The sequence below is a fragment of the Corynebacterium kalidii genome, from assembly GCF_022869005.1.
GTDB classification, from domain to species: Bacteria; Actinomycetota; Actinomycetes; order Mycobacteriales; family Mycobacteriaceae; genus Corynebacterium; species Corynebacterium kalidii.
The window spans coordinates 82,525-99,128 of the sequence record NZ_JALIEA010000013.1 but is presented as its reverse complement, the minus strand read 5'-3'; the positions used below and the strand labels follow the sequence as shown (position 1 = coordinate 99,128).

At 69.0% G+C, this 16,604-nt stretch carries 14 protein-coding genes; 7 read left to right on the top strand and 7 right to left on the bottom strand.

Features of this window, described 5'->3' with window-relative positions:
• Nucleotides 1-64 precede the first annotated feature (64 nt).
• The 4 genes from MUN33_RS08715 (at nt 65) to MUN33_RS08700 (ending at nt 4,672) form a co-directional block, all read left to right on the top strand.
• A complete protein-coding gene (locus MUN33_RS08715; protein ID WP_244804534.1) occupies nt 65-1,456 on the top strand; it encodes a YibE/F family protein in 1,392 nt (463 codons plus the stop codon).
• A 12-nt stretch (nt 1,457-1,468) separates the two neighbouring features.
• The gene (locus tag MUN33_RS08710; RefSeq protein WP_244804533.1) at nt 1,469-3,055 is read left to right on the top strand and encodes an SAM-dependent methyltransferase; all 1,587 of its coding nucleotides are present in this window, start codon (nt 1,469-1,471) and stop codon (nt 3,053-3,055) included.
• A gap of 24 nt (nt 3,056-3,079) precedes the next feature.
• The gene (locus tag MUN33_RS08705) at nt 3,080-3,688 is read left to right on the top strand and encodes a hypothetical protein (protein ID WP_244804532.1); all 609 of its coding nucleotides are present in this window, start codon (nt 3,080-3,082) and stop codon (nt 3,686-3,688) included.
• A gap of 69 nt (nt 3,689-3,757) precedes the next feature.
• Nucleotides 3,758-4,672: an RCC1 domain-containing protein gene (locus tag MUN33_RS08700; RefSeq protein ID WP_244804531.1), complete on the top strand. Its 915-nt coding sequence runs from the start codon at nt 3,758-3,760 to the stop codon at nt 4,670-4,672.
• Nucleotides 4,673-4,757: 85 nt separating this feature from the next.
• On the opposite strand, the gene aztD is transcribed toward MUN33_RS08700, so the two are convergent.
• The 4 genes from aztD to aztB form a co-directional block, all read right to left on the bottom strand.
• Nucleotides 4,758-6,038, bottom strand: a complete 1,281-nt coding sequence (gene aztD, locus MUN33_RS08695) for a zinc metallochaperone AztD (protein WP_244804530.1) — start codon at nt 6,036-6,038, stop codon at nt 4,758-4,760.
• A 40-nt stretch (nt 6,039-6,078) separates the two neighbouring features.
• Nucleotides 6,079-6,993: a zinc ABC transporter substrate-binding protein AztC gene (gene aztC, locus MUN33_RS08690; protein ID WP_244804529.1), complete on the bottom strand. Its 915-nt coding sequence runs from the start codon at nt 6,991-6,993 to the stop codon at nt 6,079-6,081.
• Entirely contained in the window at nt 6,993-8,177 is a 1,185-nt protein-coding gene (locus MUN33_RS08685) for a hypothetical protein (RefSeq protein ID WP_244804528.1), read from the bottom strand. Before MUN33_RS08685 ends, aztC begins: the two co-directional genes overlap by 1 nt.
• 102 nt (nt 8,178-8,279) lie before the next feature.
• On the bottom strand, nt 8,280-9,131 hold the full coding sequence (gene aztB / locus MUN33_RS08680; RefSeq protein WP_244804527.1) for a zinc ABC transporter permease AztB: 852 nt from the start codon (nt 9,129-9,131) through the stop codon (nt 8,280-8,282).
• 29 nt (nt 9,132-9,160) lie between these two features.
• Here aztB and aztA point away from each other — a divergent pair, with 29 nt between their 5' ends.
• Nucleotides 9,161-9,796 carry a zinc ABC transporter ATP-binding protein AztA gene (gene aztA, locus MUN33_RS08675; protein WP_244804526.1) on the top strand — a complete coding sequence of 212 codons (636 nt, stop codon included), beginning with the start codon at nt 9,161-9,163 and terminating at the stop codon, nt 9,794-9,796.
• The gene (locus MUN33_RS08670) at nt 9,793-10,890 is read left to right on the top strand and encodes a GTP-binding protein (RefSeq protein WP_244804525.1); all 1,098 of its coding nucleotides are present in this window, start codon (nt 9,793-9,795) and stop codon (nt 10,888-10,890) included. Before aztA ends, MUN33_RS08670 begins: the two co-directional genes overlap by 4 nt.
• A gap of 66 nt (nt 10,891-10,956) precedes the next feature.
• Here MUN33_RS08670 and MUN33_RS08665 read toward each other — a convergent pair whose 3' ends face one another.
• The 3 genes from MUN33_RS08665 to MUN33_RS08655 all read right to left on the bottom strand — a co-directional run bounded on the left by MUN33_RS08665 (nt 10,957) and on the right by MUN33_RS08655 (nt 14,077).
• On the bottom strand, nt 10,957-11,967 hold the full coding sequence (locus MUN33_RS08665; RefSeq protein ID WP_244804524.1) for a tetratricopeptide repeat protein: 1,011 nt from the start codon (nt 11,965-11,967) through the stop codon (nt 10,957-10,959).
• Between the two features lie 141 nt (nt 11,968-12,108).
• Nucleotides 12,109-12,633 (bottom strand): TetR/AcrR family transcriptional regulator, encoded by a 525-nt coding sequence (locus MUN33_RS08660; protein ID WP_244804523.1) that lies wholly within the window; start codon nt 12,631-12,633, stop codon nt 12,109-12,111.
• A gap of 7 nt (nt 12,634-12,640) precedes the next feature.
• Nucleotides 12,641-14,077, bottom strand: a complete 1,437-nt coding sequence (locus MUN33_RS08655) for an MFS transporter (RefSeq protein ID WP_244804678.1) — start codon at nt 14,075-14,077, stop codon at nt 12,641-12,643.
• A gap of 356 nt (nt 14,078-14,433) precedes the next feature.
• Here MUN33_RS08655 and MUN33_RS08650 point away from each other — a divergent pair, with 356 nt between their 5' ends.
• The gene (locus MUN33_RS08650) at nt 14,434-16,548 is read left to right on the top strand and encodes a PhoX family protein (RefSeq protein ID WP_244804522.1); all 2,115 of its coding nucleotides are present in this window, start codon (nt 14,434-14,436) and stop codon (nt 16,546-16,548) included.
• The last annotated feature ends 56 nt before the right edge of the window (nt 16,549-16,604 follow it).

Below are 16,604 nucleotides of genomic sequence, written 5' to 3'. Positions count from 1 at the left end.
GGCTATCCTCAGGTGCGTCACCCTGCACCATCCCCGAGAGCACCCCGAGAGAAAGCAGCCTGTTTTGGGACGCCACCACGCCCCCGCGCCATCCCGGCAGAAGAAGGACACGCCTGCCGCGGCCCCGTCCGACCCCCTCGCCGCGGCCGCGCAGCACGGACACAGCCACGCACACGGCCACGGCACGTCCGACGACCGTCCGCTGGCCGAACGGATGCACCCGCGCAACCTCGACCCCCGGCGGATCGAATGGACGCTACCCCGGTCGATCCTGTTCATCGCCCTGGTCGCCGGCTTCGTGGCCACCTCCGTCGCCGTGGTCCTGCAGTGGCCCCAGGGCGAGCCCGAGACCGGCGACAGCTTCCACCAGACCTCCGGACTGGCCCAGGAGGTCACCCACGGCACCGTCGCCCTGGAGACCTCCGGCGCGTGCAACTCGCCGGCCATCGGACGCTCCTTCGACACCGCCCCACCCACCGGCCACCCCAGCGCCGCCGGCGACGCGGCGGCACCCTGCCCGCAGGTGATCGTCGACATCACCTCCGGGCCGGAGGAAGGACGCCGCACCCTGCTCGCGGTGCCCGACTCCGAAGGCTCCCCCGACCTCCCCGTGGGCCAGGACATCCTGATGACCACCGGCACCACCGACGACGGCGGACGCACCTACGGCTTCCAGGACTACGAACGCACCACACCGGTGTGGGTGTGGCTGATCCTGACCCTCGTGGCCGTCGTGGTGGTCGGCGCATGGCGCGGGTTCCGCTCCATCCTGGGCCTCGGGGTCACACTCGGCATCTTCGGGATCTTCCTGCTGCCCGCCCTGGCCCGCGGCGGCGACCCGGTGCTGCTGGCCGTCACCGCCTGCGCCGCGGTGCTGTACCTGGCGCTGTTCCTGGTCCACGGCATGAACTGGAAGACCGCGTCCTCCCTGGGAGGCACCCTCGCCGCGATGCTGGTGGGCACCGCGCTCGCGTGGCTGGCGATCGACACCAACCAGCTACGCGGCCTCGCCGACGAGAACAACATGCAGATCATGCTGTACCTGCCGGGGCTGTCGATCAGCGGGCTGCTGCTCGCGGGGTTCATCATCGGTACCCTCGGCGTGCTCAACGACGTGACCGTGGCCCAGGCCTCGACGATCGCCGAGCTGCGCCAACTCGACCCCACCGCGTCGAACCTGCGTCTCTTCGGCACCGCGATGCGCGTCGGACGCGACCACCTGGCCTCCACCGTGTACACCCTGGTGCTGTCCTACGCCGGCGCCGCACTGCCACTGCTGGTGCTGCTCAGCGTGTCCGGACGCGACCTGGGGCACATCCTGACCTCGGACATCATGGCCACCGAGATCCTCCGCTCGGCCACCGGCTCGCTGGCGCTGGTCGCCGCCGTTCCCCTGACCACCGCCATCGCCGCGGTCACGACCTCGTCGGTGTGGCGGCAGGGGCGGCAGGCCTGACAGAGTAGGGGCATGAGAGCACACGACATCATCGTCATCGGCGGCGGCGCGGCCGGACTCAGCGCGGCGGAACTCCTCGGCAGGGCCCGGCGCGACGTCCTCGTCATCGACTCCGCCGCACCCCGTAACCGGTTCGCCCCGCACATGCACGGCGTCCTCGGCCATGACGGTGTGCCGCCGCTGGACCTCCTGGACAAGGGCCGCGCCGAACTCGACACCTACGGTGTCACCGTCACCACCGGCAGCGTCGAGTCGGTCACCGAGATCGTCCGTGGCCTGAAGGTCACCTGCGCCGACGGTGCCGTCGCCTACGCCCGCGCGGTCTTCGTCGCCAGCGGCATCGACGACACCCTGCCCGACATCCCGGGCCTCGCGGATCACTGGGGCTCCACCGCTTTCCAGTGCCCCTACTGCCACGGCTGGGAGCACCGTAACCGGCGCATCGGTGTCCTGGCATCGTCCCCCATGCACTTCCACTACGCCCAGCTCGTCCGCAACTGGACCGACGACCTCACCGTCTTCATCACCGACGCCACCGTGCTCAGCCAGCTGGACGACGCCACCCGGCAACGCTTCGACGCCCGCGGCGTCACCGTCGTGACCTCCCCGGTTGCCGGGATCACCGCCACGGACGGGACGCTCACCGGCGTGCGCACCGAGGACGGCGCCGTCCACCCGGTCGACGCGATCGGACTGCACCCGCACTCGCGCCCGCGCGACGGGTTCCTCGCACCCCTGGGCCTGGACCGCACCGAGGTCCCCGGGGTCGGCTCCTTCGTGGCGGTCGACGCCGTCGGGCAGACCAGCCACCCGCGGGTGTGGGCGGCGGGCAACGTCGTCGACCCGCGCGCCAACGTGCCGACCGCCATGGGGCAGGCGTCGATGACCGCGGGCATGCTCAACACCACGCTGGTCACCGAGGACACCGACAACGCGGTGCACGCGCTCACCGCGCCGAGCTCCCACCACGACTGGCCCGAGGTCGCCGACGACGGTTTCTGGGAGACCACCTACGCGCAGGCGCCGCCCAGGTGGTCGGGGCGTCCGAACCCGTCACTGGTGAGGGTGCTGACCGAGGAACTCGGAGGTGCCGGGACCGCCCGCGGCCGGGCCGCGGACATCGGCTGCGGTGAGGGCGCGGACGCCGTCTGGCTCGCGCAGCAGGGGTGGGACACCCTCGGCGTCGAGGTCTCGGCCACGGCCGTCCGCCGGGCGCAGGACGCCGCGGCCGCCGCAGGCGTCGACGGGGTGCGCTTCACCGACGTCGGCGTGCAGGGCCTGGCGGATGCCGCCGCCACCGACGGGTCCGCCCCGTTCGACCTGGTCACCGCCAGCTACCTGCACGGCCCGTCGCAGGGCCGGCGCTCCGCGCTGCTCCTCGACGCCGGCGAACTGGTCGCCCCCGGCGGGTACCTGTTCCTCCTGTCGCACGTCATGCCGGACGCCGCCCCCGAGGAGTACGGGGCCGTCGACGCACTCGGATTCGACGACGACACCTGGGAGCTCGTCCGCGACGAGACGGTGGACCGTGCCGTCATCGGCCTCGACGGCGAGGTCGGCGGGCACCCGGACCGCGTCGTCCTGCTGCGGCGGCGGTGACGGGCCGCTACCCGGTGACGCCGCATGGACATCACGCAGTTCACGACCTTGCGTTTCGGCACAGTGGAGATCTACTCGGACTGGAGCGGATCCTCCGTGCGTATCTGCCGGCCGGACGGTTCCCGGCTGCAGTGGACGACGCCCGACACGCATACGGACACACCGTTGGAGCAGGGCAGGTCCGCCTGGACACGGGACGAGAAGATCTCCCTGAGCGAGCGACTCCTCCGTCGGGCCACGGACGAACTGGAGACGTCCTACCCGGGCGGCTACACTGCGGCTGTCAACGATGTGCGGCACTGGCTGCTGCATGAAAGGCCATGCAGCACAGGCGGAATGATGTGCAGGAAGTACACCACCCTCATATTCGGCGATGTGGAGATCCACTCCGACAGCACCGGATCATTCCTACGTATTTCCCGGGACAGAAGCCGTACGACTGCGGAATATCCAGGAGCGCAGACCGACACCTCTCTCGATGACGGACGTCTCGAATGGAGCAGGGAGATGAAGGTGGACCTCAGTGAACTCTTCCTCCAGAGGGCCGAGGCCACCCTGGAATCCACGTACCCTGGCGGGTACCGTTCCGCCGTCGACCACTTCCGGGACTGGTTACTGTCCGCTACCCGGTGACGCCGGCATCCACCGCCAGCCCGTGTATCGCCTCCAAATGGACTCGGATGGTGTTCCACGTCCGCGCCAATGACGATGCTGAAAACTGGAGAGAAAGCCTATCCTGATTATATGGAGCCAGCGGTTCGAGGAAAAGGGGCGGTGTTGGCGGCTGCCCGTCGTCACTCGGTCGCGGTACAACAGAATGGCACAGTGGTGGCAGTCGGTGATGGCAGAGCCGGCGAATGTGATGTCGACCGCTGGGAGAACGTGATCGCCGTCGCGGCAGGCAATGTTCACACCGCCGGGAACACAGGAAAATCGCACACCGTCGCTCTTCGTTCCGACTGCTCCGTGCTGGCGACAGGGTGGAATCACGACCGGCAGTGTGACATCGGGGAATGGCGCGACATCGCAGCAGTAGCAGCAGGCTGGCGACGTACGCTCGGCGTCCGGCTGGACGGGACGGTAGTGGCGACCGGCCGCCGTGCCGAGGACGCGTGCGACACGGAGACCTGGCGAGATATCACAGCGGTCTCGTGCGGAGACTGGCACTCAGTCGGTTTGCGCGAGGACGGATCAGCCCTGGCAACCGGCAACAACCAGCGGGGTCAGTGTGCCGTCGAAGAATGGCAGGACCTCACTGCCGTGGCCGCCGGTTGCTTCCACACCATCGGTTTAAGGCGAGACGGGAAAGTCCTCACCACAAGGGGCCCGGCGTCTGTGGAAAGCGCCGTCGCCCAGCGGGAAGAAATCGTAGCGGTGTCCACCGGGAGCCATCACACCGTGGGCGTGACTGCAACCGGTCGTGTTCTCGCGGTTGGCGACAACAGCTACGGACAATTCGATGTCGCACTATGGAGGGACGTGGTCGCGATCGCAGCGGGATCCACCCACACGCTTGGCCTATGCGCTGACGGCACTCTCGTAAGTGCCGGGAACGACGCCGACGGTAGACGAGATGTCGCATCCTGGGTAAACATCCGCCGTCCTGACGGAGACTAGAACGCCGAAGAACCAGGAAAACCCGACTATTGTCGCCCCACACGAGGTTCCGCCGTCGATCACTTCCGGGGCTGGTTACTGGCCGCTACCCGGTGACGCCGGTCAGCTCGTTCGGGGTCTCGGGAAGCTCGGCGGAGGTCAGGATTTCCCCGGTGGACAGGTCCACCACGTGGAGCTCCTTGGTGGACGGTTCAGAGACGTACGCGCGGTCTCCCTGGACGAACAGGGTCGGGCGGGCCTCCTGCCACTCCACCGGCTCCTCCCATTCGTTCACGACCTGCCAGGCGGCGGTCTCCTCGCCGGTCTCTGGGTCGATGACGTGCAGTTTTCCGTCGGTCCCCAGCACCAACGCCTCACCTTCGGGCCCGCGGGCGAGCGAACGGAAACTGTAGGAGGTCCCCAGGTCCACGAGGCGCGCGGTGTTGTCCTCCGTGTTCGTCAGCTTGATCCTGGTCGGACGCTCGAGTTCCGCGTCCTCGTCGACCTTGTAGTCGCCGAGAACCACCGGGGATGTGTCGGTCCCGGCCTGGTTGCCGGAGCGCCCGTAGCGGTCCTCGGCATCGATCTTGGTGAACCCACCGTCCTTGTAGACCAGGACACCGTCTTCGCAGCCGAAGGAGACGGCCTCGCCGGCGGCGGTCGCTTCCCCGTGCACGCCTTCGCAGTCGTTGCTGGACGCGATCTCCTGACCATCGGTACTGACCGCCACGACGGTGTCACGGTGCTCCTCCGTCCCTTCGGTGTGCAGCAACGTCCCGTCCGACAGCTCCACGGCGACCCCATGGTGGGGGTCGTCCACCATCACCACCGTCGGCTCCGGGACGTCGTCGCCGTCGCCGCCGGAGATGCCGCGGAAGTCCTCGGCCTTGAACAGCTGGATCTTCCCGTCACCGTCACCGAACAGGGCGACGTTGCCGTCGTGGCTGACCACATGACCGGGGGTGTCGGTACCGAAGACCGTGTCGGTGAGGACGGGCTCCCCGGCGTAGCTGTGGGTGTGGTCGCCGTGCGGCTCGGTCCAGACGCCTGCGTCGACGAGCCGGAAGCCGTCCCCGGTGGACAACAGGGCGTGGCGACCGTCGCCGAGCGGGTTCAGCCGGTTGAAGCCGTCGACCTTCTCGTCCGAGATCACCTCCAGGGTGGTGGCGTCGAGGGTGAGGACGCCCCCGTCGTAGGTGGTCAGGATGCGGGGTTGCGGGGCGTCGACGGCCTGCGCCTCGGCGGTGGGTTCCTCCGCACGGTCGCCGTCGCCCTCACCGGACGAGCAGGCGGACAGGGCCAGGACGGCGGAGAGGCTCGCCGCCACCGCGGCGGTGGCGCTACGGCGGAGGCGGCGTGGGTTGTGGATCCGGGACGTTGGGGCCATGATGGGTTCTCCTTCTCGAGGGTCAGGTGAAAGTCAGGTGTCAGCCGAGCGCGTCAGCGATACGCTCGGCGTTCGTGCGTTGCATGTCGATGTAGGTGTCCGCCTCACCGTCCGGCCCGGTGAGCGATTCGGTGAACAGGGGGACCACGTCGACGGTGATCCCGGCCTCGTCGGCGAGGACGTCGGCGAGGCGCTGAGGTTGGGAGGAGTCGGCGAAGATCGCCGGGACCCGGTTGTCACGGACAGTGGTACTCAGGTCCCGCAGGTCCGCCGCCGACGGTGCGGCCAGGGTGGTGCCGCCGGGGATGACGGTGCCGATCACGTCGTAGCCGAAGCGGTCGGCGAGGTAGCCGAACACGTGGTGGTTGGTCACCAGTTTCCGACGGTCCTCCGGCACAGAGCCCAGGAGCTCTGTCACCTCGGTATCGAGGTCATCCAGCTCCGCACGGTAGGCCGCGGCGGAGGACCGGATCTCCTCGCCGACGTCACTGTCGACCGCGTCTGCCAGGTGGTCGGCGATGATGCCCGCGGCGGTGACCATGCGGCCGGGATCCGTCCAGAAGTGCGGGTCAAGGTCGCCTTCGTCCCCGCCCGAGGCGTACGGGAGCGGGTCGATCTCTTCACCGACTTCGAGGACGTCGACCCCTTCTTCGCGGGCGTTGTCGAGGTTCGATCCAAGTCCTTCCTCGAGTCCCAGCCCGTTGGCGACGATGAGGTCGGCCTGCTGCATGTCCCCGGCCTCACGCGCCGAGATACCGAAGGAGTGCGGGTCGGCGTTGGGTTTCATCAGGACCCGGACGTCCGCGGAGTCGCCGACGAGCCGGGAGACGACGTCACCGAGGATGTTCGTGGTGACCACGATGCTCGGACGTTCGGCGTCACTGCCACAGGCCACGAGGACGGAGGCGAGCAACCCGGAGACCAGTGTGGCGGTGAGGATTCGGAGGCGGTTCATCACTTGTCCCCCGTCACAGCGATTGCCGCGGGGTGTCCGCCGACGTCGATGCTGCGAGCTTCGCGCAGGTTGTCCCGCACATCAAGCTCGGCGACGGTGCCGGCCGCCGGGTCGGAGACATATCCGCGCTCCCGGGTGAGGACGACCGACGGAGCCGTGTCGCCACCGCCGTCCACCAGCTGTCGCTGCGCGGTGACCTCGCCGGAGCCGGCGTCGACCACATAGCCCACGCCGTCCTCGTCAACGGCGAAGACGGTCGAGTCATCCGGTGCGACCGCCGCTGAGACCACCGGGGCATCGGTATCGGCGACGTGCCACTCGCCCGATTCCGGGTCGAGGACTCCAAGCCCGCCGTCTTCGAACGGCGCAGCCACGACGTCCCGGCCCGCCACCAGCGACCACGCACGCCCGTCCGCGTCCTGCGGGTACGGGGTGACAGTGGCGGTGAGATCGTCGTCCACTGTCAGGACACCTTCCCCGCATGCGAAAGTCGCATGGTCGCGGAGGCCTGCCGCACCGTGAATCTCGGGGCATGTGGTCTCACCGGTGAGCTCGCCCGACGCCTCCTCACCGCTGTCGTCGTACAGTGCGATCTCGGCGGGGAGATCCCCGTCACCGGCCCCGGGAACCGTGGTCAGGACGTGGTCCTCGAAAGGGACCGCAACCCCGTGGTGGGCACCGACGTCGAACGAGACGTCCTCGGTCAGCTCCCCGTCCCCGAGCCCCTGTCGCGGGACGACCTTCACCGCGCCGTCGCCGTCGAAGAACATCGCGACCTGCGAGCCGTTGGAGACCACGTGGCCGGGGGTGTCGCCGTCCACCGTGCCGACCAGGGAGGGGTCGGACCGGTAGTAGTGGTTGTGATCGCCGTGGTCGACGGTCCATACGCCGGTGTCAGTGACAGTGACGCCGGTGTCGTCGGCGGTGAACAGGAACCGGCCGTCGGACTCCTTGAGCACGACCGACTGCTCCCCGGCGGGTCCCGCCGGCGCATCCACCGGGTCACCCGTCAGCAGGTCGACCAGGGTGAGTGCACCGGTGTCGGCGTCGACGGTGGACAGCCGCACCTGGGGTTCGGTGGCTTCGTCCGCGCCCTCGACGTAGCCGTGGGGCATGTCGGTCGCACCGGAGGTGGCGGCCGGCTCCGATCCGGAGTCCTCGACACCGCAGGCAGCCAGCCCCATGACCAGGGTAGGGACGGCAAGAGCTGCGACGACGGCGGCAAGGCGACGGGACGGAACGGGCGGACGGGCGCGTGTTCTGCGCTGTAACGTCATCATTCTCCTCTACTGATAATGATTATCATTTGCAGTACGGATGCCGACTCTACACACAACCGCCTTTGCCACCAAGACGACCAGGAAGCACACCCCGCCCAACAGGGTCACCGTCGCCCCCGCAGCAGTCTCCGCGTACCAGCTGACCAGCAGTCCGACATACACCTGCGCCACCCCGACCACCGCCGCCACCGCCATGACCCGACCGATCCCCCGGACCAGCAACAACGCCGTCGCAGGAGGACCGATCAACAACCCGAAGACGAGGAGAGTACCGACCACCTGGAACGATGCCACCGTCGCCACCGCGACGAGGACCAGCATCCCCACGTGCGCCGCTCCCGGCCACAACCCCAGCGTGTGCGCTTTACGCTCGTCGAACGTCAGAGCCGTGAACGGTCGGTGCAACACAAGGCACGCCAGACCCCCGATAACGGCGGCGACGGCGATGACGAGGACGTCGCCGCGGGTGACACCGAGGACGTCGCCGAACAAAAAGGCCGTGAGGTCGACGGCGAACGACCCGGAGTGCGAGACGATCACCACCCCCAGCGACAGCATCGTGATGAACTGCAGGCCGATACCCACGTCCTGCGACAACCGCGACGTGCGACTGACCGTGACGACCCCCAGTGACATCACCAGCGCACTGACCGCCGCGCCGAGCATGAGGTTCCCGCCGAGCAGGGCCGCCACCGCCACGCCGGGCAACATGCCGTGACTCATCGCGTCGCCGAAGAACGCGAGTCCACGCAACACGACCCAGGTGCCGATACAGGCACAGAGCACAGCGGCGAACCCTCCGGCCAGCAGTGCCCGGAAGACGAACGAGACCTCGAAGGGAGCTGTCAGGAATTCCATTTGATAATGATTATCATTATCATGAAGGAATGTGTGAACCAGTCCGCCTCACAGGCATCTCCCACCACTACGCACGGATACCGTCCCTCCGGTCAGTCACCGTCACCCTCGAACCGGGGACCGTCACCGCGCTCGTCGGCGGCAACGGCTCCGGAAAATCGACCCTGCTCGGCATCCTCGCCGGCACGTTGACCCCTGCTTCAGGAACGACGACCGGCGTCCCGTCCAACACCGCCCTGGTACCCCAACACAGCACCGCACCCGACCTGTTCCCCGTGACCGTCCGCCGGACCGTGTCCATGGGACGGTGGCGGGCCCGCGGCCTGCTCCGCCCACTCACCCGGCACGACCGGGAGTTCATCGACACCTCCATGGACCGCATGGGCATCACCGACCTCGCCGACCGCACCCTCAGTGACCTGTCCGGCGGGCAGCGTCAACGCACCTTCATCGCTCAGGGGCTGGCCCAGCAGGCTCCCCTGCTCCTGCTGGACGAACCACTGTCGGCAGTGGACACCACCACCGTCAGGATGATCGACGAGGCGGTCCGCGCGGAGAGTCAGGCCGGCGCCACGGTCGTCATCGCCACGCACCACCGGCACCAGGCGGACAGCGCCGACCGGGTCGTCGTCCTCGACCACGGACGGGTGGTGGAGCCGGTATGACCGCCACGCGCCGTCGCACCCCGGTGACCGTCCTGTCCGGATTCCTCGGTTCTGGCAAGACCACACTGCTCAACGCCGTCCTGGCGAACCGTGACGGCCGTCGCATCGCCGTCATCGTCAACGACTTCTCCGAGATCAACATCGACGCCGCCCTCATCGCGGGCGAAGGCCTTCTCACCCGCGGGGAGGACCATTTCGTGGAACTGACCAACGGCTGTATCTGCTGCACACTGCGCGACGACCTCGTCGAATCTGTCGGGGCCCTTTCCCGCGCTGAAATCTACGACCACATCCTCATCGAGTCGACGGGGATCTCCGAACCGATGCCGGTGGCCGCGACCTTCGAGTGGCAGTGGGACGACGGCACTCGGCTCGCCGATCTCGCTCCGATCGACACCATGGTCACGCTCGTCGACGCCGTCCAGTTCCTCGACGGGCTCGGCGGGCGGACCCTGCTACAGGACGCCGACCGCGGCGCCACGCCGGACGACGAACGCACCGTCGCCGACCTGCTCGTCGACCAGGTCGAGTTCGCTGACCGCATCTACGTCACCAAGTCGGACCTTGTCTCCGCGGACCGGCTTGCAGCAACCATGACCCTGGTCCGGCGCATGAACCCGCGGGCGTATATCGATGTGATGGTGGACGGGCTGGTCCACGGACGTGCCGCCACCGGGGAAATCCTGGGGGCGCGCCTGTACAACGAAGCCACCGCGCGGGCCTACCAGGGATACACCGAGGAACTGGCGAACCCCCACACCCCGGAGACCGAGGAGTACGGCATAAGCTCTGTCGTGTTTCGGGGAGAGCGTCCCTTCGACCGCGGACGACTCCTCGAGGCACTGCGCTCCACCGCGGGACTGGTCCGGTCGAAGGGTTACTGCTGGATCGCCGACCGCCTCGAATATGCCCAGGTGTGGCACCAGGCCGGACCCGACTTGTCGATCCGACCTGCGGCATCCTGGAGAGGTGCCGGTCTGGAGCCAGGAAACGAGGTGGTGCTCATCGGGGTGCAGCTCGACGGCGCCGCGCTGCTCCGGAAGCTGGAAGCCGCCATGCTCAGCGACGCGGAAGTCTTCGGTCTCGTACAGTGACCGTGGGGCTCGCGGCCCCGCCCGTTGTTGGTCAGGGCCCCCGTCGACCGACATCGGCCGGGGTTCTCAGAAAACGGCCGCAGCCAGCGTCCGCCGCGCCTCCGACACCGCCGGGTGACCGGGGTCGAGTAGATGCAGCATCTCCAGGAGCCGGGGACGAATGCTCTCCACATCCGCGGCATGCACGAGGGACCCGGACAGCAACTGCACCGCCTCGACCGGCCTGTCGAGGAGGACCAGCACATCCGCGGCACGCAGGACGGAGTCGACGGTGCCGCCGGTACCGTCGGTGCCCGGCTCCTCCTGCCGACCTCGCCGCGCGTCCGCCACCGCCGACAACACCGCCGAACGGTCCATGTCCCGGGTACGCGCCAACACGGCCACGGCCGCCCGCGCCCGACGCAGAGCCCCTACCGCAGCAGGGTCGGTGTACTCGGCGAGCATCCGGTCGTAGAGTGCCAGCGCAGCCTCCGCCTCCCCTCGTCCGACCAGCTCCGCCGCCTCCCGGAGCCGGGGGTCCGTGACGACGGAGCCGCCGACGGTCGCCTCCCTGCCACCGTCGACGGGTGCATCCTCCGGAAGCCCCTCGAGCCGTCCGGCGACAGTCGCGACGACCTCCCCGGCCCACTCCCCGCAGTCGACCTCACCGTCCGCCGTGGTCCAGGTGCCGACACCCGTGCCACCGGCCACGACGACCACCGACGGAAGCGCCGCAGGCCGGAAGGCCCCGACGACCTGCGGGAACCGGTCGGCGTCGACCACGCCGAGGATCCACCTCAACCGGGCCGCATGGGCACGGTTCTCCAATTCACGGCGCAGCGTCGACGTCCGCGGATCGACCGACGAACCGAGGAGGACCACCACCGGGACCTGCGACGACCGGGCGATGACCTCCGTCTCCAGCGACAGCGGGGTCACCTCGACGACAGGTGCCGCAGGAGGAGGTGGTGGCGGCGGTGTCTGCGGCCGGCGCCGGTCGTGGCCAGGCGACTCCCCGGCCGGCCGGGCACCCGTGACCACCAGGTCGCGGTCGAGGTCGGGGGTGCAGGAGTCGTGGTGGTCGTGTGCGTGGGTCATCGCCGCCCACTGTAGGCGCCCCGGCCGGTGGTGACGACCCTGGCCGATTACGCCTCCGCCTCAAACGCCCCACCCAAAAAACACCCTGACCTGCACATCTCTCAATGTGGAATGTGGCAGAGACGTAATCGGCGATAGCCCCTAGGGGATGAGCTCCAGGATCGCCGCCGTCAGCGCCGTGCGTTGTGCCGCGGTCAGCGGGTGGTCGTGCACGTGGTCGTGGATCCAGAGACCGTCGGCCAGCATCTGCACCAGGTACGCCGCACGCTTCAGGTCACCGCCCTCCCCCGGCTCCTCGACCCCGTCGACCGCCGGCAGCCACCGCTGGTCGACCGCCCGCCACACCTCGACGAAATCCCGGTGTGTGCGGGAGTCCACCTGCAGCAGCAGGTCCGCACGGGTCGCCGAGCGGCTCAACGACAACACCATCGCCCGCAACCGCTCCGACGCCGACACCTGGTCCGCCGGGCCACCGGCCGCGGTCTCCAGGTCGTCCTCCCACTGGTCGGCGAGATACCGGTGCACCCCGAGCATCAGCTCGTGGCGCGAGGGGAAGTGGTAGACCAGCCCCGACTTGGACATCCCGGACGCCTCGGCGAGGGACTCGTAGGTCACCGCGTCCAGGCCGTCCGCCTCGACGATGCCGACGGCCGCCCGCAGGATCACGTCCTTCTTACTCGTGCGCAGAGTACTTCGCCTCCTTCGGGTTGCCACGGAAGCACCAGGCCGTCACCAGGGCGGCGACGACGGCGACGACGCCACCGATCACCAGCACCAGCAGGTAGCCGGTGTCGTAGGCGTCCGCGGCCGCGGCACCGAACACCGGATGGTCCACTCCGTGGTCCACGTCGTGCGCGACCTCGGCGGGGGCACGCATCGCGTAGAACATCGGCATCAGGCTACCCAGGATAGCCACCGACAGCAGCGTGCCGAACTCGTAGGAGATCGCCTCCACCGACGACGCCATCCCCGCCTTACTCTCCGGGGCCGAACCGATGATGGCCGACGACGACACCGACATCACGCAGCCCGAGCCGACACCGACCAGGCCCAGGCCGATCACGGCGGCCCACAGCGGCTGGTCCGGGACGGCCCACACCACGGTGGCCACACCCGCCGCCCCGATGACGAATCCACCGGTGATCAGCGTGCGGAAGCCGAGACGGTGCAGGTTCATGCCGCCGAGGATCGACGCGGGGATGGCGGGCACCGCCGCGGAGGCGACCAGCAGCCCGGCCTCCAGGGGGCTGAACCCGCCCGAGGTCTGGAAGCGCTGCGTGGTCATCAGCTCCGCACCTGCCAGCACGAACATCGCGAACATCGCGGCGAGGGTGCCGCCGGCGAACATGCGGTCGCGGAAGATCGCGAACTCCAGCAGCGCGGGCATGCCCCGTCGCTTCAGCAGGTTCTGGCGGTGCGCGAAGAGCACGGCGCCGACGAGCGCCACACCGACCGAGCCCAGGACCAGGCCCGCACTGCCCTCGGAGTTGGCGATCTCCTTGATCGCCATGACCGCACCGACCATCGTCAGCATGGCCCACACCGAGGACAGCACGTCCCAGTGGCGGGACGGGTCGGCATAGTTGGCGGGGGCGTACGCGGCGGTCGCCACGAGGATGGCGACCGCGACCGGCACGTTGATCAGGAAGACGGTGCCCCAGTGGAAGTGCTCCAGCAGGAACCCGCCCATCACCGGCCCGGACGCCGCGCCGACGACGGCGACGGACCCCCAGATGCCGATGGCGGTGTTGCGTTCACGGACGTCGGTGAAGGTCTGGCGGATCAGCGCCAGGGTGGCGGGCATCATCGTCGCCGCACCGAACCCGAGGACGGCGCGGGCGGCGATGAGCATCCACGCGTTCGGCGAGAAGGCCGCGAGCAGCGAGCCGACGCCGAAGACGCTCACCCCGGTGAGGAACATGACGCGGTGGCCGATCTTGTCGCCGAGGGTGCCGGTGCCGAGCAGCAGCCCGACGAGCACCAGCGGGTAGGCGTTGATGATCCACAGCCCCTGCAGTGCGGTGGTCTGCAGTTCGTCGCGCAGCACCGGCAGGGCCGTGTAGAGGATCGAGTTGTCCGCGCCGACGAGGAAGAGCCCGAGGCTGATGATGCCGAGGAACGTCCACCGCTGGGCCGGCGTGGTGGCCGAGGGTGCGGCGGGGGTCCCGGCACCTCCGCCCGGACGCCCGGACGCCGGCCCCGCCGTCGTCGTCTTCGTGTGGCTCACGGTCGTTACCTCCTGTGTATCCCAGTCGCCACCGGTGTCCGACGGTGCGTCCTGGTTCCTTCCGCACGGGTTGTGCACGGTCCCGAACTGTACCGAACGTACGTTACAGTTACAACACCATCGGCGCTGGTGGTGACGGAGTTCACCTTCCGTCCACCTACCGGACAGCCTCACGACGCCCGGGCTCCCTAGATTCGTCCACCGACCACGCTGTGACGACCCGACGAGAAGAGACACCCATGCCGCTGCTCGGCCGAAACCTCCTGTCCACATCAGACTTCACCTCCAGCCGCTCCCACCGCACCTGCGTGTACAAGTGCGGCGACGCCTGCTCCAAGCCGGTCCCCAACACCTCCGGCAACACCTACTTCCGCGACATCGTGCGCCGGGAGTTCGACCGCCGTAGCCTGCTGCGCGGCGCCGGCACCGCGGCGGTCGTCGTCGGGGGCGGCAGCCTCCTCGCCGCCTGCGGCGACGGCTCCTCACCGGCAGCCTCGACGACGGCGTCGTCGTCCCGCGCGGCCGGTGCCGGTACGCCGTCCGCCCCGGCCGGCATGCGCTTCGACATGGTCGCACCGAACACCAAGGACGCGGTCACCGTCCCCGCCGGCTACAGCAGCGAGGTCGTCATCCGTTGGGGCGACGCCGTCGTCGAAGGCGCCGCACCGTGGTCCGTCGACAAGCAGACCCCCGAGGGCGCCGCGAAGCAGTTCGGCTACAACTGCGACTTCGGCGAACTGGTGCCGGTCGCCGGGGAGGACAACCGCTACCTCCTGCTCGCCAGCCACGAGTACACCACCCCGCAGCAGATGTTCCCCGGGTACGACACCGACAACCCCACCGAGGACCAGGTCCTCATCGAGATCGCCAACCACGGGCTGTCCGTCGTGGAGGTCGAGGGCAACACCTCCGACGGGCACCTCGCACCGGTCATCGGCCGCTACAACCGGCGCATCACCGGCGACACCGAGTTCCTTGTCACCGGACCGGCCGCCGGCCACGACTTGATGAAGACCTCCGCGGACCCGACCGGCACCCGCGTGCGCGGGACACTCAACAACTGTGCCGGCAGCGTGACCCCCTGGGGCACGATCCTGTCCGGCGAGGAGAACGTCGACCAGTACTTCGCCGGCGGTGCGGACGCCAAGGGCAAGACGGCGCAGGAGCGGTTCGCCCGCTACGGCATGGAGGACGCCGAGACCGCCCGCAAGTGGGAGCGCTTCCACGACCGCTTCGACATCGCCAAGGAGCCCAACGAGGCGCACCGCTTCAACTGGGTCGTCGAGGTCGACCCGTGGGACCCGAACTCCACGCCCGTCAAGCACACCGCGCTCGGCCGGTTCAAGCACGAGGCCGCCGCGATCCACGTCACCGACGACGGCACCATCGTGTCGTACTCCGGCGACGACTCGCGTTTCGAGTACATCTACAAGTTCGTGTCCTCGAAGAAGTTCGTCGACGCCCCCGCCGACTCCCCGCGCCAGGCGGCCGCGGCCCGGCGCGAGAACATGAAGGCCCTCGACGAAGGCGTCCTCTACGTCGCCGTGTTCGAGGGCAACTCCGACGACTTCCGGGAGAACACCCTGCCGGAGGACGGGGCCTACGACGGCACCGGCCGCTGGGTGAAGCTCGCCACCTGCCGTCCGGACGGCACCGCCGAGTCCCACGTCGACGGGATGTCCGGCGAAGAGGTGCTCATCTTCACCCGCCTCGCCGGCGACAAGGTCGGGGCGACGAAGATGGACCGTCCCGAGGACGTCCAGCCGCACCCCACCACCGGCCGGGTCTACGCCGCGTTGACCAACAACCAGTACCGCGGCGCCGCGCGTCCCGGGAAGGACGACGAGCCGGCGATGGAGTACGCCCCGGTCAAGGAGAACAAGAACGGGTACGTCCTGGAGATGGACGACGACCACGCCGGCGAGGACTTCACCTGGAACCTGCTGCTGGTCTGCGGCGACCCGGGCGCGGCGGAGACGTACTTCGGCGGATTCGACGCGTCCAGCGTCTCCCCCATCTCCTGCCCCGACAACCTCGCCTTCGACCCGCGCGGCAACCTGTGGATCTCCACCGACGGCAACGCCCTGGGGTCCAACGACGGCCTGTTCGCCGTCTCCCTGGAGGGGGCGACCCGTGGCCTGACCAAGCAGTTCCTCACCGTCCCCTTCGAGGCGGAGACCTGCGGGCCGGTCGTCACCGACACCCGCGTGCTGGTCAACGTGCAGCACCCCGGCGAGAACGACGAGGCCACCGTGGAGAACGCCTCGTCGCACTGGCCCGACGGCGGCACCTCGCTGGCCCGGCCGTCGACCGTGGTCGTGTGGAAGAACGACAACGGCCCCATCGGCGGATAGGACGGGGACGGGGTCCGATGACGTAACATCCGGGGAAAACACCCCGTCCCCGCCGA

Coding starts and splice junctions, on each gene's coding strand:
- aztC (WP_244804529.1), bottom strand. CDS start 6,993: ATGAACCGCCTCCGAATCCTCACCGCCACACTGGTCTCCGGGTTGCTC.
- aztB (WP_244804527.1), bottom strand. CDS start 9,131: ATGGAATTCCTGACAGCTCCCTTCGAGGTCTCGTTCGTCTTCCGGGCA.
- MUN33_RS08665 (WP_244804524.1), bottom strand. CDS start 11,967: ATGACCCACGCACACGACCACCACGACTCCTGCACCCCCGACCTCGAC.
- MUN33_RS08670 (WP_244804525.1), top strand. CDS start 9,793: ATGACCGCCACGCGCCGTCGCACCCCGGTGACCGTCCTGTCCGGATTC.
- MUN33_RS08705 (WP_244804532.1), top strand. CDS start 3,080: ATGGACATCACGCAGTTCACGACCTTGCGTTTCGGCACAGTGGAGATC.
- MUN33_RS08685 (WP_244804528.1), bottom strand. CDS start 8,177: ATGGGGCTGGCTGCCTGCGGTGTCGAGGACTCCGGATCGGAGCCGGCC.
- aztA (WP_244804526.1), top strand. CDS start 9,161: ATGTGTGAACCAGTCCGCCTCACAGGCATCTCCCACCACTACGCACGG.
- aztD (WP_244804530.1), bottom strand. CDS start 6,038: ATGGCCCCAACGTCCCGGATCCACAACCCACGCCGCCTCCGCCGTAGC.
- MUN33_RS08650 (WP_244804522.1), top strand. CDS start 14,434: ATGCCGCTGCTCGGCCGAAACCTCCTGTCCACATCAGACTTCACCTCC.
- MUN33_RS08700 (WP_244804531.1), top strand. CDS start 3,758: ATGACGATGCTGAAAACTGGAGAGAAAGCCTATCCTGATTATATGGAG.
- MUN33_RS08710 (WP_244804533.1), top strand. CDS start 1,469: ATGAGAGCACACGACATCATCGTCATCGGCGGCGGCGCGGCCGGACTC.